14 protein-coding genes are annotated in these 13716 nt (G+C 68.3%); 11 read left to right on the top strand and 3 right to left on the bottom strand.

Annotated features, from left to right (window positions below):
• Positions 1-96 precede the first annotated feature (96 nt).
• Entirely contained in the window at positions 97-525 is a 429-nt protein-coding gene (locus tag QSJ59_RS07950; protein WP_285758295.1) for a DUF3817 domain-containing protein, read from the top strand.
• Here the strand turns inward: QSJ59_RS07950 and QSJ59_RS07955 are convergent.
• Positions 492-1316 carry an SURF1 family protein gene (locus tag QSJ59_RS07955; RefSeq protein ID WP_285758297.1) on the bottom strand — a complete coding sequence of 275 codons (825 nt, stop codon included), beginning with the start codon at positions 1314-1316 and terminating at the stop codon, positions 492-494. The genes QSJ59_RS07950 and QSJ59_RS07955 overlap by 34 nt on opposite strands.
• A 513-nt stretch (positions 1317-1829) precedes the next feature.
• On the opposite strand from QSJ59_RS07955, the gene QSJ59_RS07960 reads away from it, so the two are divergent.
• From QSJ59_RS07960 to QSJ59_RS07970, 3 genes are all read left to right on the top strand, one after another.
• Positions 1830-2030, top strand: a complete 201-nt coding sequence (locus QSJ59_RS07960) for a DUF6243 family protein (protein WP_285758299.1) — start codon at positions 1830-1832, stop codon at positions 2028-2030.
• Positions 2031-2327: 297 nt separating this feature from the next.
• Positions 2328-4118, top strand: coding sequence for a serine/threonine-protein kinase (locus tag QSJ59_RS07965; RefSeq protein ID WP_285758300.1), 1791 nt, complete (start codon positions 2328-2330; stop codon positions 4116-4118).
• A gap of 119 nt (positions 4119-4237) precedes the next feature.
• Complete coding sequence (locus tag QSJ59_RS07970) at positions 4238-5035, top strand: alpha/beta fold hydrolase (protein WP_285758302.1); 798 nt, start codon at positions 4238-4240, stop codon at positions 5033-5035.
• A 77-nt stretch (positions 5036-5112) separates the two neighbouring features.
• Here QSJ59_RS07970 and QSJ59_RS07975 read toward each other — a convergent pair whose 3' ends face one another.
• A complete protein-coding gene (locus QSJ59_RS07975) occupies positions 5113-5508 on the bottom strand; it encodes a VOC family protein (protein ID WP_285758303.1) in 396 nt (131 codons plus the stop codon).
• A gap of 204 nt (positions 5509-5712) precedes the next feature.
• On the opposite strand from QSJ59_RS07975, the gene QSJ59_RS07980 reads away from it, so the two are divergent.
• Genes QSJ59_RS07980 through QSJ59_RS07995 form a run of 4 tightly spaced genes read left to right on the top strand, consistent with a single transcriptional unit; the run spans position 5713 to position 8318 of the window.
• Complete coding sequence (locus QSJ59_RS07980) at positions 5713-6666, top strand: ABC transporter ATP-binding protein (RefSeq protein WP_285758762.1); 954 nt, start codon at positions 5713-5715, stop codon at positions 6664-6666.
• Positions 6663-7529: an ABC transporter permease gene (locus QSJ59_RS07985; RefSeq protein ID WP_285758305.1), complete on the top strand. Its 867-nt coding sequence runs from the start codon at positions 6663-6665 to the stop codon at positions 7527-7529. The genes QSJ59_RS07980 and QSJ59_RS07985 overlap by 4 nt, the downstream gene beginning before the upstream one ends.
• A gap of 28 nt (positions 7530-7557) precedes the next feature.
• Positions 7558-7800 carry a helix-turn-helix transcriptional regulator gene (locus QSJ59_RS07990; RefSeq protein ID WP_285758307.1) on the top strand — a complete coding sequence of 81 codons (243 nt, stop codon included), beginning with the start codon at positions 7558-7560 and terminating at the stop codon, positions 7798-7800.
• Entirely contained in the window at positions 7800-8318 is a 519-nt protein-coding gene (locus tag QSJ59_RS07995) for a hypothetical protein (RefSeq protein WP_285758308.1), read from the top strand. Before QSJ59_RS07990 ends, QSJ59_RS07995 begins: the two co-directional genes overlap by 1 nt.
• Before the next feature lie 19 nt (positions 8319-8337).
• On the opposite strand, the gene QSJ59_RS08000 is transcribed toward QSJ59_RS07995, so the two are convergent.
• On the bottom strand, positions 8338-8982 hold the full coding sequence (locus QSJ59_RS08000; RefSeq protein ID WP_285758310.1) for a class II aldolase/adducin family protein: 645 nt from the start codon (positions 8980-8982) through the stop codon (positions 8338-8340).
• 336 nt (positions 8983-9318) lie between these two features.
• Between QSJ59_RS08000 and QSJ59_RS08005 the strand changes: the two genes are divergently transcribed.
• The 3 genes from QSJ59_RS08005 (at position 9319) to QSJ59_RS08015 (ending at position 13714) form a co-directional block, all read left to right on the top strand.
• On the top strand, positions 9319-10845 hold the full coding sequence (locus tag QSJ59_RS08005) for an aldehyde dehydrogenase family protein (RefSeq protein ID WP_285758312.1): 1527 nt from the start codon (positions 9319-9321) through the stop codon (positions 10843-10845).
• A 103-nt stretch (positions 10846-10948) separates the two neighbouring features.
• Complete coding sequence (locus tag QSJ59_RS08010) at positions 10949-12511, top strand: GMC family oxidoreductase (RefSeq protein ID WP_285758314.1); 1563 nt, start codon at positions 10949-10951, stop codon at positions 12509-12511.
• Between the two features lie 54 nt (positions 12512-12565).
• Complete coding sequence (locus QSJ59_RS08015) at positions 12566-13714, top strand: quaternary amine ABC transporter ATP-binding protein (protein WP_285758316.1); 1149 nt, start codon at positions 12566-12568, stop codon at positions 13712-13714.
• Positions 13715-13716: the final 2 nt, after the last annotated feature.

A 13716-nucleotide genomic window follows, 5' to 3' on the forward strand; every position in this document is an offset into this window, starting at 1 on the left:
GCTCAGTGGGCAAGAGGTCTCGCGGTCGGGTCCCAGCAGGTGACCGCCGCGAGGCCGTATCCGTTTCCGATTGCCGCAAGTGTCGAGGTGTCCCCGTTGGGCAAGAAACGTCTTCCCTTCACGCTGTACCGCGTGTTGGCCTACATCACGTCGGTCTGGCTGCTGCTCCTGACCTTCCTGGCGATGCCGGCCAAATACCTTGTCGGCGAGAGCGCGCGCTTCTCGCTCGTGGGAGCCCCCGCAGGAACGGAGCGGTGGTTCGGCGACGACACCCCGCTGATGATGTTCATCGCGGTCCCGCACGGCTACATCTACATGGCCTTCGTGCTGGTCGTGCTCTGGTTGTCGCTGAACCGCCGGTGGAGCGCACCCAAGACCGTCGGCGTGATGCTCTCGGGGACCATTCCGGTGGTCGGTTTCTTCGTCGAGCGGCGGGTGGCCGCCACAGAGCAGGCGGCGATGGACGCGGAGGCCGCGTCCCCTGCTCCTGCTCAGTCGGTGACCGCGCCTGCTGCTGAGGGCTGAGGGCCGGCAGACCCGTGGCCGTCCTCCGATCCGTCCGCCGCTCGCCGGTCTGCCAGTTCCCGGCGTACCAGGGAGGCCCAGAACGCAAGTGCGGCGACGGCGAACACCCACCACTGTGCGGCATAGCTGAGGTTCCTGAAATTCCAGGAGATCTCCTCAGGGGGCTGCGGCGGCGGAATTTCACGCAGTCCCTCGGCGGCGCCCGCGGTCGGTGCGGGGGTCTGCCCGGCCAGGGTGACGTAACCCTCGTAGAGCCGATAAGGCCATTCGTTGACCAGCAGGGCAGGAGCGATCCTGGCGACCTGCCCGTCGGGCACCGACATCGCGGTGTAGCCCTTCTCGACCTCGTTCTGTGGTGGCAGCAGCCAGCCCTCGACCGTCACCTCTCCCTCTGCGGCCGGCGGGGGGGCGTCCGCGGCTTCGGCCGGCAGCCAGCCGCGGTTCACGATCACCGCGGTGTCTCCGGAAGTCACCAGCGGGGTGATGACGTAATACCCCTCCTGCCCCTCGGGCGACAGCGCGGGCGCGAGCAACTGCGCGTTTGTGTCGAACGCCCCGGTTGCCCGCACGGCCTCGTTGGCCAGGCTCTGGGGCATGTAGTCGCCCGGGGCGAGCAGGTCCTCGATGGCGTCGGCCTGGTTCAGGTCCTCGACCGGATTGGTGATGGTCGCCCGGTCGGGCTGCTGGGCACTCTGGTACTGCCAATAGCCGAAGCTGATGCAGCACAGCACGGCGAGCAGTGCCGTCAGGTGGATGCCCAGCCAGTTGGGCCGCAGAAGGGGAAAGCGCACGTGCCCAGGCTATGTCCGACACGTGAGCGGGGAAGCGGGACCCCCTGTTGTGCGTTCGGCGACCGACTTGGCGTTGTATAGAGACGCGAGTGGCGATTACTTTAAGTAATTCGCTGTGACGTAGGGTTGTCTTGCCAGGTGGACTGTGGGTAATCTAGCTACCAGAGCGGGAGAGATACAACGAAAAAACCCGCTACGTGAACTTTTTGAGGCCACGACTCCTGGGGGGAGGAGTCGCAGGCCGTTCCCAGAGCGAGGGTCGTCTCCGTGGTTTCGAGGGGGGACATGGAGCCGGTCTTCGCGTACACATCGGTCGCCGTCTGCGGAATTGGGGGATTTCGCGGACGGCGGCCGATGGTGTTTTTCGGGGTGGGCCCGACGGTTCCCGAGTGGGAAAACCGAGTGCGGTCCCGGCCCGCGAGAAGTTACGGTTGCCCGGTCACATATGCTCTCGCACCCGCGGTCGCTTCAGATCCCGGACGCGAGACGGACGAGGGCAAAGGAGGTACCGCCATGGCACGCACGCGCAACAGCCTGCTCGGGATGGGTGGGCAGCGCAAGAAGCTGTCCAGGACGGACCTGAAGGGCGCCGACGCGGCAGCCGGCGGCAACGGGTCGGATCCGCTGGCGCACAAACGCGAACTGCTGGAGAAGCTCAAGGAGCAGGCCGCCAAGAAGGCCGACCAGAGCGGGGAGTCCGGCGCGAAGAAGTGACGTGATCCGTGCCCGGGCCGCCGTCGTGTGGGCCCGGGCACTCGGCGTTTGCGGACGTGGTCGGTCCTGTCCCGCCATAGCGTTTGTTCGCCCTGAAAAGTGTTGATTTCTCCTCCCTTTCAGGCCGCTCGCATGTGACCTGGTGGGACGGTCGACAGTGGGGTTCGCCGGCCGGTGACGGCCGCACCGGACGGGGCGGTTCGGCCGAATCTGCCCGCCTGGGCCGGTAGCGTGGCGAATTCCGGGGCCTTTACTCGGGCCCGCCCACGTCAGTGCCGCGTGGAGGAGGGAACCCCCATGACCAGTCCGCTACTCCCGGCCGACCCGTCCGGCGTCGGCGGTTACGAACTGCTCGCCCGCATCGGTCAGGGCGGTCAGGGTGTCGTCTACCTCGGGCGCGCTCCCGGTGGCGGGAAACCCGTCGCGATCAAGGTGATGAGCGGCTCCTGGGCGACCGACGACCGGCTGCGCCACCGCTTCGTCAAAGAGGTCGAAGCAACCTCCCGGGTCGCGGCCTTCTGCACGGCTGCCGTGCTCGACCAGGACGTGGACGCCGACCCGCCCTACATCGTCAGCGAGTACATCGAAGGACCCTCGCTGCGCGAGGCGGTTCTGGGCGAGGGGCCGCACACCGGTACCGCGCTGGACCGCCTCGCCATCGCCACGGCCACAGCGCTGGTGGCGATTCACCAGGCCGACGTCGTGCACCGCGACTTCAAGCCGGCCAACGTGCTCCTCGGGCCGGACGGGCCCCGCGTGATCGACTTCGGGATCGCGCGGTCCACCGACGCCACCATCACCGCGACATCCTCCATCGTGGGGACACCCGCCTACATGGCGCCCGAGCAGGTACGCGGACACGAGGTCACCTTTGCTGCCGACGTCTTCGCCTGGGCCGGGGTCATGGTGTTCGCGGCGACCGGCGTCTCACCGTTCCAGGACGAGACCCTGCCGGCCGTGATCAACCGGGTCCTCAACGAGAGCCCCCGGCTCGACGGGGTGCCCGATCCCCTGCGCACCCTGTTGCAGGCATGTCTGAACAAGGAACCGGGGAGCCGGCCCACCGCGACCCAGGTGCTGGGGGTCCTGGTCGGGCACGAACCGGCCACGATCGCCTCCCTTCCCGTCGCGACGGTCCTCTCCCAGGGGTATACCGCCGCCACCAGCGCACAGCCCCGGATCGCCTCGACGGCAGCGCTACTGCTGTCCGGTCCTAACGGGGGGACCGCAGCCGCGCAGGAGCAGGGGGAAGCCCCACCGGCCACCGGTCTTGCCGGCCTGGCCGCCGCCACCCGCAGGTACGAGAAAGGGACGGTCGGCAGCCCCCTCCCCATTCCCAGTCCCACCACCGGTAGCAGGCCGATGCGCACGAGCAGTGGGCTCGCCGCCCTGGTGACCGGTGACGTCGCCGCTGGACGCGCCGCCACGCCTCCCCCGGACAGCGGGGCACTCCAGCGCGGCTCCGTTCCGGAGCGCGGACAGGCTCCGGTGACGGCCGCGCAATCCGTTGCCGCGCCGACCACCGGCCCTCTCCCGGCGGAACAGCCCACCGGTCGGTACCGAAGCACCCGATCAGGGGCAAGCGGTGGCCGGTCCAGAACCCTGTGGTCCTGGTCGCTTGCGGCCGGGCTGCTCGTGGTGGGCGGCTTGGTCGGCTGGACGCTCTACGGTCAGCTCACCGACTCCTCTGGCCGTTCGGAAGTCGAGTTCGTACGGGAGGACGTCGGGCCCGAGCCGTCCGCGCCCGAGCCCGCATCCGGTGTTCCGCCAGTGGTGGAGCCGAATCCGGGGGAGCAGGACCGCCCCGGTGCCACACCGGTACAGGAGTCGCCCTCCGCGCCCGCCTCCGAGCCGGATTACCCGCCTTCGCCCGGCGTTCCCAGCGAGGGCTCCGATTGGAGCACCCCGCCCGACGTGCCCGGAAGCCCGGGTGCCCCCGACTCCCCCGATGCGCCCGACGTGCCCGAAGAGCCGGAGATGCCGCCGGGAGGCCCCGATGGCACGGACGACACCGATGTCCCCAGCGAACCCGACGCCCCTGATGCCGGCGGGGCGCCGCTCCCCCAGACCGGGGAGCTGACGGACTGATCGCCTGTCCCCCCGTTATGGGGGGTCATCCCTCCTCCGTACGTGGCACGGTGGGGAAAGCTCCTTGTGCACGTGGGGATACCGGTAGGCTTTCGGCCAGCTGTCCCAGGAGGTCACAGATGACCGTTGTTCCCCTTCAGTACCGTTTTGACGGGCCTCGGAACGCGCCCGTGGTGGTGCTCATTCCGGCACTCGGCGCGAAGTGGTCGATGTGGGAGCCGCAGATGCCCGAGCTCACCCGCAGTCTGCGGGTGCTGCGGGTCAACCACCGAGGCCACGGGGACTCGCCCGCGCCCAGCGGCGCCTACTCGCTGCAGGAACTGGGTGGGGACCTGTTGTCCCTGGTGGATCACTGCGAGCTGGAGCAGGTGTCGGTCGTCGGTGCTGGCCTGGGCGCCATGGTCGGGCTGTGGGCCGCCGCAGCGGAACCCTCCAGGGTGACCCGGTTGGCCCTCATGTCCTCCACCTCGTGGGCGCCGCGCGACCATCGCTGGAGACGCCTGGCCGCGGAGGCCAGGGCGTCAGGAACGGTCGGCGTCTCCGACGCCGTCACCCGCTCTTGGTTCACTCCGTTGTTCCGGGAGCAGCGGCCCGATATCGTCTCCCGTTTCGTCGAGGAGTTCGAGCGCGTCGGTTCAGACGGTTACGCCGGGTGCTGCGACGCGGTGTCCGACCTCGACCACCGTGCGATGGCGGCCAAAGTACAGGCGGCCACCCTCGTCGTCTCCGCTGCCCACGATCCGGAGACTCCCCCCGGACACGGTCGCCGTCTCGCCCGCGCCATCCCGGGCGCGCGGTTCGAACTGGTCAATGGTGCCGCTCATCTCGCCAACATCGAGCGCTCCGACAGGGTCAACGATCTCCTGATGTCCCACTTGGCCCCTGCACGGCTGTTTCCCGACAGCGATCAGTTCTGATCGTGCGGAAGCCGGTGCGGGCGAACGCCTGAGGCGATGCCACCGCGGGGCCGGTGCGGTCCGGCTGCCCGCGCGGCTCAGACCCTCAGGGGACGGTTGATCTCCAACAGGTAGCCGTCGGGATCGCGGAAGTGGGCCGCGCGAATTCCCCAGGCGGTCCAGTCCTTTGCGGGGGAGGCCATCGGCACACCCGCCGCGAGGAGCTCGGCGGCCTTCGCGTCCACGTCGTCCACTTCGAAGATGACGGCTATCCGGTCCTGGCGCGGCAGATGGGGGTCGTCCGCGTCGGTTCCCAGAGCTTCGGCCACCACCTCGCGCTGGTTGAGCGCGAGCTTGGTCGACGACCCCACCTCGAACTCTGCGTAACGCGTCTCCTCCGATCCCCAGAGCACGGGGAACTTCAGCACGTCGGCGTAGAAGCGGAAGCACGCCTCGTAGTCGTCGGCAAGGAGCCGGATGTAGCTGAACCGCATGGGGTACCTCCGCGGGGACGCTGATCGGCCTGATGGCCCATTCTGCCTTCGCGGGGGCTCGCGTCCAGGGACCTCGGCCCGTCCAGGGTGTCCGGAACCGGACGACAGGCGAACACCAGCAGACATGTAGTCCCATGTTTTCATTATGTAGTACATCTGCTATCAATTGAAGTAGACGAGCAATGAGGAGGTGGGGTCATGGCAATGGCTCCCGAATCCGCCCCCCGGACGGAGCAGGCTGCTGTCCCCGAGGGGGACACGGTGATCGACGTTCGCGACCTGCGGATGCGCTACGGGGTGTCGGACGTGCTCAAGGGGGTGGACTTCCAAGCCGTGCGGGGTGAGGTGCTGGTGCTGCTGGGCCCCAACGGCGCGGGAAAGACCACCACCATCGAGATCCTTGAGGGGTTTCGGATGCGTTCGGCCGGGGCGGTGCGGGTCCTGGACACCGACCCCGCTCAGGGCGGAGAGGCATGGCGTGCCCGCCTCGGTGTGGTCCTGCAGTCCTGGCGCGACCACGGTAAGTGGACCGTCGGTGAACTGCTGGAGCACTTCTCGCTGTACTACCGGCCCTACTCGACCCCCGACCGTCGGCGTCCGCGCGACGTCGCCGAGCTCATGGACCTGGTCGGCCTCACCGGGCACGCCCGCAAGCGGGTCAAGTCGCTCTCGGGCGGCCAGCGCCGCCGCCTCGACGTCGCGGTCGGCATTGTGGGAAGCCCGGAGCTGCTCTTTCTGGACGAGCCCACTGCGGGCTTCGACCCCGAGGCCCGCCGGGACTTCCACGACCTGGTGCACCGGCTCTCGGACCTGGAGGACACCACGATCCTGCTCACCACGCACGACCTGGACGAAGCCGAGAAGCTCGCCGACCGCATCATGATCCTCGCCGACGGCCGGATCGTGGCCAACGGTACCGCCGCGGACCTCGCCCGGCAGGTGGGCGGACAGACCGAGGTCCGCTGGATGCGTGGTGGCGAGCGGTTCGTGCACGCAGAGAAGGACGGCACCCGCTTCGTGCGCGAGCTCTTCGCCCAGCACGGTGACGAGATCACCGACCTGGAGGTGCGCCGCAGCACGCTGGAGGACGTCTACATATCGATGGTGCGCAGGCACGAGGACGGCGGCGGGCCGGCCCGGAGCGGAGACGACCGATGAACACGACGCTTTTCGCTGTTCGGCTCGGTCTCGCCCGTGGCTGGATCGAGTTCCGACACACCCTGACCAGCCCCACCGACCTCGCCAGCTACTGCCTGAACTCCGTCGTCTTCCTGGTCGTGCTGCTGTTCCTCGACGGCAACGCAATGGAGGCGACCGACCTCGCCGGGACGGACGTCTCCCAGGCCACGATCGCGATGCCCGGTTTTCTCGCCATGACGCTCGTGCTCGGCGGGGTCCTGTCCATGGCCCAACTGCTGGCCTCCGAACGCGAGGACGGGACCTTGCTGAGGGCCAAGGCCACCCCCAAGGGCATCCTGGGCTACCTGGTCGGCAAGGTGCTCACCATCGCGCTGATGAGCGGGATGAGCATGCTGGTCATCCTGGTTCCCGCCGCGTTCCTGGTGAGCGGATTGCAGTTCAGCGCCACAGGGTGGCTCGTCCTGCTGGGGATCACCGTGCTGGGATTCCTCGCGGTCCTGCCGCTCGGTGCCATCGCGGGAGCGCTGTTCCCCAACCCGCGGGTGGTGGTGGGCACCCTGATGCTGGTGATCATGGGACTCGTCGTCATCTCCGGCGCGCTCTTCCCCATCTCGATGCTCCCGGACTGGTTGGCCGGGGTCGCACAGGTGTTCCCGGTCTACTGGATCGCCCTGGGGATGCGTTCGGCCATGCTTCCCGACTTGGCGTTGGTCGAGGAGATCGGCGAGTCGTGGCGCCACCTGGAGACCCTTGGCGCCCTGGGAGCCTGGGCGGCCCTCGGACTGGTCATCGCCCCACTGGTCCTGCGTCGTATGGCAAGGAAGGAATCCGGTGGCAGCGTTGCGGAACGCCGCCACAAGGCCATGCAGCGCTTGACGTAGGCGCGGTATCCGGGAAGAAAGCACGGCGATGAGCAACGAAACCGTCTACAACCGAATCGCGATGCTGCGCGCCGAGCGGGGGGTGTCGCGCCGCCAACTGGCGGAGGCCCTGGGAGTGCACTACCAGACGGTGGGCTACCTGGAGCGCGGAGAGTACAGCCCGAGTCTGCATCTGGCCTTGCGGCTCGCAGGGTACTTCGAGGTCCCGGTGGAGGTGGTCTTCTCGATCACACCCTTCCCCAGGATCGGAACCACGGAGAGGACGATCTGATGGCCGCGAACGGCAAAGGCGGACGGCGCAGCGCCGGCGAGGCGCTGGAGCAGACAGTCGAGCACGGTCCGGCGCGCCGCCGGTGGGCACGCCGGAGCAGACGGCGCTTGCTGGTGGCTGCGCAGACCGCGGTTCTGGCGGGAGCCTCCGCGCAGATCGTCGCCTTCGACCTGCAGCCGCCGGGCGTGGCACTGACGCTCTTCCTGGTACTGCTGTCCCTCTACGCACTGCTGGGCACCCAGCTCAATCTCGCGTCCCGCTGGGTGGTCGGGCTGAGACTGGACGAGCGCCAGAGGGAGGACCGGGAACGGGCGCGCTCGGTGGGGTACCGCACGACCACGGTCCTGCTGTTCGGGCTGATGATGCTCGCAGTGGTGCTGTGGTCGGGGCGGCCGGACCTCGCGGTGCCGATGAACGCATTGGCGGCGCTGACGTTCCTGCTGGGTGGCGTACACACCGGGTTGCCCGCGGCGGTGCTCGCGTGGCGGCTCCCCGACGAGACCCGGGACGACGAGTGACCGTCTTCCCGGGCGGCGGTCAGAAGATGTCGGGGCCGCCCCAGGCATAGGTGTCGCGATGGCGGATCTCGGCGAGCTCGTCCTCCGACAGCACACGCGGTGCCCCCAGGCGGCTGGCATCCAGGTACAGGGCCGCGAGCCACTCCAGCAGTCGAGCGTGTTCAAGGGCCTCGGCCAGGTCGGTGCCGGTGGCCACGCCGCCATGGTTGGCCAGCAGTGCGGCGCGTTTGCCCTTGAGCGCTTTGCATGCCTGGTCGGAGAGGTCGGCACTGCCGTAGGTGGCGTAGCGGGTCACGGGCACCGCGCCGCCCAGTCTTGCCGCCAGGTGGTGGATCGGGGGAAGCTCGGCCAGCACGCTGGACACCGCGGCCGCGGCGCGTGAGTGGGCCTGGACAACGGCGCCCGCGTCGGTCGCCCGGTAGATCCCCATGTGCAGAGTGGTCTCGGCCGCGGGGTCGCGTCGGCCTTCCAGCAGACGACCGTCGGTGGACAGTACCGGGCAGTCGCCCGGCTGAACGGAATGCAGGGCGGCACCCGTGGGTGTCGCCACGACCAGGTCGCCCGAGCGCATGCTGACCGTGCCGCCCTCGCCCACGGCCAGGCCGGTCTCGGCCAGTCGCCGCGCGGTCAGGCAGACGTCGCGGCGTTCTTGCTCCAGCAGCATTTTTCCTCAACGGGGTCGTACGGGCAGAGGGCTTTATACGGTCAGCCTTACCTAAGGTACGACACGCTTCCGCTCGTCTCCATAGGTGGCCGTAGTCGGCCGTCGCCGGCAGTACGGCTCCGCACCTGCGCGAGGTGACGATCACGCGCCCAGGACGCGATCAGAAAAAATAACGGAGAGTGTTCGACTTGGAGGCGAGGGGGTGGCTGCAATAGTGCCAAGAACTGCCGATTTGTTGAATATTTGCAGGTAGTGGCTTCGTTATGGATAAGTGTCGGAACGGTAAAGAACACAAAAGTGCCGTTTGTTACCTTTTTCCCCGGGCACACACGAGCCGTGACGCAACCCTACGTAACGCTTCCCGAGAAGCCCTATCTGTCCCGACCAGGCGCGGAGAAGGCTACCGGGCTCTATATCGACGGCTCGTGGCGTGCCGCCGCCGACGGCGGGCTGCGCGAGATCATCGATCCGTTCGACGCCAGTGTGCTGACCGTGGTCAGCGAGGCGACCGCCGATGACGCCGCCGCTGCCGTCACCGCCGCCCGGGCCGCCTTCGACACCGGACCCTGGCGCCAGGTCGGGGCAACCGAACGCGGCGCGATCCTCGACCGCATCGCCGACCTTCTCATCCGCGACCGCGCCGAGATCGCGCTGATGGAGTCGCTGGACACCGGAAAGACCGTTGAAGAGGGCGGTATCGACGTCGACGACGTCACAGCGGTGTTCCGCTACTACGCCGGCCTCGCTGACAAGGATCCGGGACGGGTCATCACCGCGCCCGAAGGCGTCTTCAGCCGGGTCGTCTACGAACCGGTCGGGGTGTGCGCGATGATCACGCCCTGGAACTACCCGCTGCTCCAGCTCTCCTGGAAGATGGCCCCGGCGATCGCGGCCGGCAACACCATGGTGGTCAAGCCCAGCGAGGTGACCCCGGTGACCACCCTCAAACTCATGGAGCTCGTGGAGGAGGCAGGCGTCCTCCCCGGGGTGGTCAACCTGGTTCCCGGTTCCGGAGCGGTCGCCGGAGCGGCCTTGGCCGCGCATCCCGACGTGGACCTGGTGTCCTTCACCGGCGGTCTGGCGACCGGTCGGCGGATCATGGCTGCTGCCGCGGGCACCGTCAAGAAAATCGCTCTGGAGCTCGGCGGCAAGAACCCCAACATCATCTTCGACGACGTCGAACTCGACACCGCCGTGGACTACGCACTCAGCGCCGCCTTCTTCCACTCCGGCCAGGTCTGCTCCGCGGGCGCGCGGCTCATCGTCCACGAGTCGATCCATGACGCTTTCACCGCGGAGCTCGCCCGTCGGGCCGACGCGATCGTCATCGGTGACCCCAGAGCCGAGGGGGTGCGCTGCGGTCCGCTGGTCTCTGCCGAGCACCGCGCCAAGGTCGAGGCCGCAATCGCCCGCGGGATCGAGGAGGGCGCCCGGGTGATCGCCGGCGGGGGCCGACCCGACGACCCCGCGCTCGCCCAGGGGTACTTCCACCGCCCCACGGTGTTCGTCGACTGCCATCGCTCCATGGACATCGTCCAGTGGGAAGTGTTCGGGCCGGTCGTCACGGTCGAGACGTTCAGCACCGAGGCCGAGGCCGTCGAATTGGGCAACGACACCGACTACGGCCTCTCCGGCGCGGTGTGGACCAACGACACCGGCCGCGGCGAACGGGTCGCCGCGGCGCTGCGGCACGGGACGGTCTGGATCAACGACTACGGCCCCTACTTCCCGGCCGCCGAATGGGGCGGTTTCGGCCGCTCCGGGATCGGTCGCGAACTCGGCCGGGCCGGGCTCGACGAGTACCGCGAGGCCAAGCACATCTACCGCAACCTCGCTCCCGAGCCGCAGCGCTGGTTCGGCTGAGACCACGGCGGCCGCGGGGGCCGGCCGCCGTATCCGTTCCACCACGATGCCCGTGACTCCCAGGCCACCCAGCACGCGCGAATGAGCTGAAGAGGAGACTCCTGTGTCCGCAAGCGGATCCACCTTCGACTACGTGATCGTGGGCGGGGGAACAGCAGGTTCGGTGATCGCCAACCGTCTCACCGAGGACCCCGGGACCACCGTCTGCGTGATCGAGGGCGGGCCCTCCGACGTCGGACTGGATCGCGTCCTCAAACTCCGCGAGTGGCTGGGCCTGCTCGGCAGCGATCTCGACTACGACTACCCGACCGTCGAACAGCCCCGCGGCAATTCCCACATCCGCCATTCCCGGGCCCGGGTCCTCGGGGGCTGCTCCTCCCACAACACGCTCATCAGCTTCCGCCCCTTCCCGCAGGACCTCGACGACTGGGTGGCCGCGGGTGCCGAGGGCTGGGACAACGCCACCGTGCAGTCCTATGCCGACCGCATCAAGTGCAACATCGTCCCGGTGGCCGACAAGGACCGCAACGAGGTCGTCAAGGACTGGATCACCTCTGCATCCGAAGCCACCGGAGTACCGGTGGTCGAGGACTTCAACGCGAGGATCTCCCACGGCGGTGGTTTCCGCGACGGGGTCGGATTTCTCTCCATCGCCTACGACCCCTACTCCGGCAACCGGTCATCGGCCTCGGTCGCCTACCTGCACCCGATCATGGGGGAGCGCACCAACCTCACCCTGATGTTGGAGACGTGGGCCGAGAAGCTGGTGTTCGAAGGCGATCGGGCCACGGGAGTGCAGGTCAAGCCGGCCTCCGGGGAGTCGACGACCGTGCGCGCCGCGCGCGAGGTGATCCTGTGCGCCGGGGCGATCGACACCCCCCGGCTGTTGCTGCTCTCGGGGGTGGGGCCGGCGGCAGATCTCGCGGAGGTGGGGATTCAGGCCCGCCACGACCTGCCCGGGGTGGGGGAGAACCTGTTGGACCACCCGGAGTCGATCATCATGTGGGAGACCGACAAGCTTCCCGATACCACCGTCATGGACTCCGACGCGGGGCTGTTCGTCCGGCGCGACACCAGTGACCCGCGCCCGGACCTGATGTTTCACATCTACCAGATCCCTTTCGCCGACAACACCGAACGGTTGGGTTACGACCGCCCCGACCACGCGATCTGTATGACGCCCAACATCCCGCGCTCCCGTTCACGCGGCAAGCTCTGGTTGACCAGCTCCGATCCGTCGGTCAAACCGGCCCTGGACTTTCGCTATTTCACCGATCCCGACGACTACGACGCCACGACAATCGTCGACGGACTCAAGATCGCCCGCCGGATCGCCGCGACCGAGCCCTTCAAGTCCTGGCTCAAGCGCGAGGTCGCACCCGGGCCCGAGGTCACCACCGACGAGGAGCTCAGCGAGTACGGGCGCCGCGCGGCCCACACCGTCTACCACCCGGCCGGAACCTGCAAGATGGGCGCCGCCGACGATCCCACCGCGGTCGTCGATCCGGCTCTGCGTGTTCGCGGGCTTTCGGGTTTGCGCATCGCCGACGCCTCGGTGTTCCCGACGATGCCCTCGCCCAATCCCATGGTCACCGTCCTGGCGATCGGAGAACGCGCCGCCGATCTGATCCGCGCCGATGCTCGCCGAGCAGGAGCCGCACGGTAGAGAACTCACCCGTTGACAGGCCGCACGGGCGGCTGATCCAAGGAGAGAGATCCGATGAGCTCCCCCAGTACCGAAGAGACCGAGCGGGAGACCGCCGAATCCAGGCCCAAGATCGCCGTCCACAATCTCTGGAAGATCTTCGGAAAGAACGCCGATTCGATCCTCGGTACCGATTCCGAGAACCTCGACCACGAGACCATCCGGGAGCGGACCGGGTGCACGGTCGCGGTCCGTGACGTCTCCTTCGACGTGGCTCCGGGAGAGATCTTCGTGGTCATGGGCCTGTCCGGATCGGGCAAGTCCACCCTGGTTCGTTGTCTGACCAGGTTGATCGAGCCGACGGGCGGCCAGGTCCTGCTGGACGGGGAGGACATCGGCAAGGCCGATGCGCACGCGCTGCGCGAACTGCGCCGCAACAAGATCGCCATGGTCTTCCAGCACTTCGGCCTCCTGCCCAACCGCAAAGTGATCGACAACGTCGCCTACGGCCTGGAAGTGCGTGGCGCAGGCAAGGACGAGCGCTACGCGAAGGCCCGTCAGATGATCGAAATGGTGGGTTTGTCGGGGTACGAGGATTCCCGGCCCGGCCAGCTCAGTGGCGGTATGCAGCAACGGGTGGGCCTCGCCCGCGCGCTCGCGGTCGAACCCGAGGTGCTGCTCTTCGACGAGCCGTTCAGCGCACTCGATCCGCTGATCCGACGCGACATGCAGAACGAGGTCATCCGGTTGCAGCGCGAGCTGGACGTGACCGCGGTGTTCATCACCCACGACCTCTCCGAGGCGCTCAAGCTCGGCGACCGGATCGCCATCATGCGCGACGGGGAACTCGTGCAAATGGGCACCCCCGAGGAACTGGTCGGCAGTCCCGCCGACGACTATGTGCGCGACTTCGTCGCCGACGTCGCGCGCACCGACGTCCTCACGGTGAGCTGGCTGATGCGCGCACCCGCCGAAGGCGAGCCGTTGGACGGCCCGGTGACAGCGCCGAGGACCGTGGTGCGCGACATCGTGCCGTTGCTCGCCAAGGGCACCGCACCCGTGCGGGTCATGGCCGGCGACCGGCTGCTGGGGGTGGTGGGCCGTACCGACGTCCTGCGCATCATCGCCGAGGACCAGGAGGATCCGGAGCAGAACGATCTGCCCGCTACCGCTGCCCCCACCGCTGACGCGGACACCGGCCCCGACCGGGCGACGGGGGTCTGAGC

Origin of the sequence: Nocardiopsis ansamitocini, assembly GCF_030268225.1 — a bacterium.
Classification (GTDB): Bacteria; Actinomycetota; Actinomycetes; order Streptosporangiales; family Streptosporangiaceae; genus Nocardiopsis_D; species Nocardiopsis_D ansamitocini.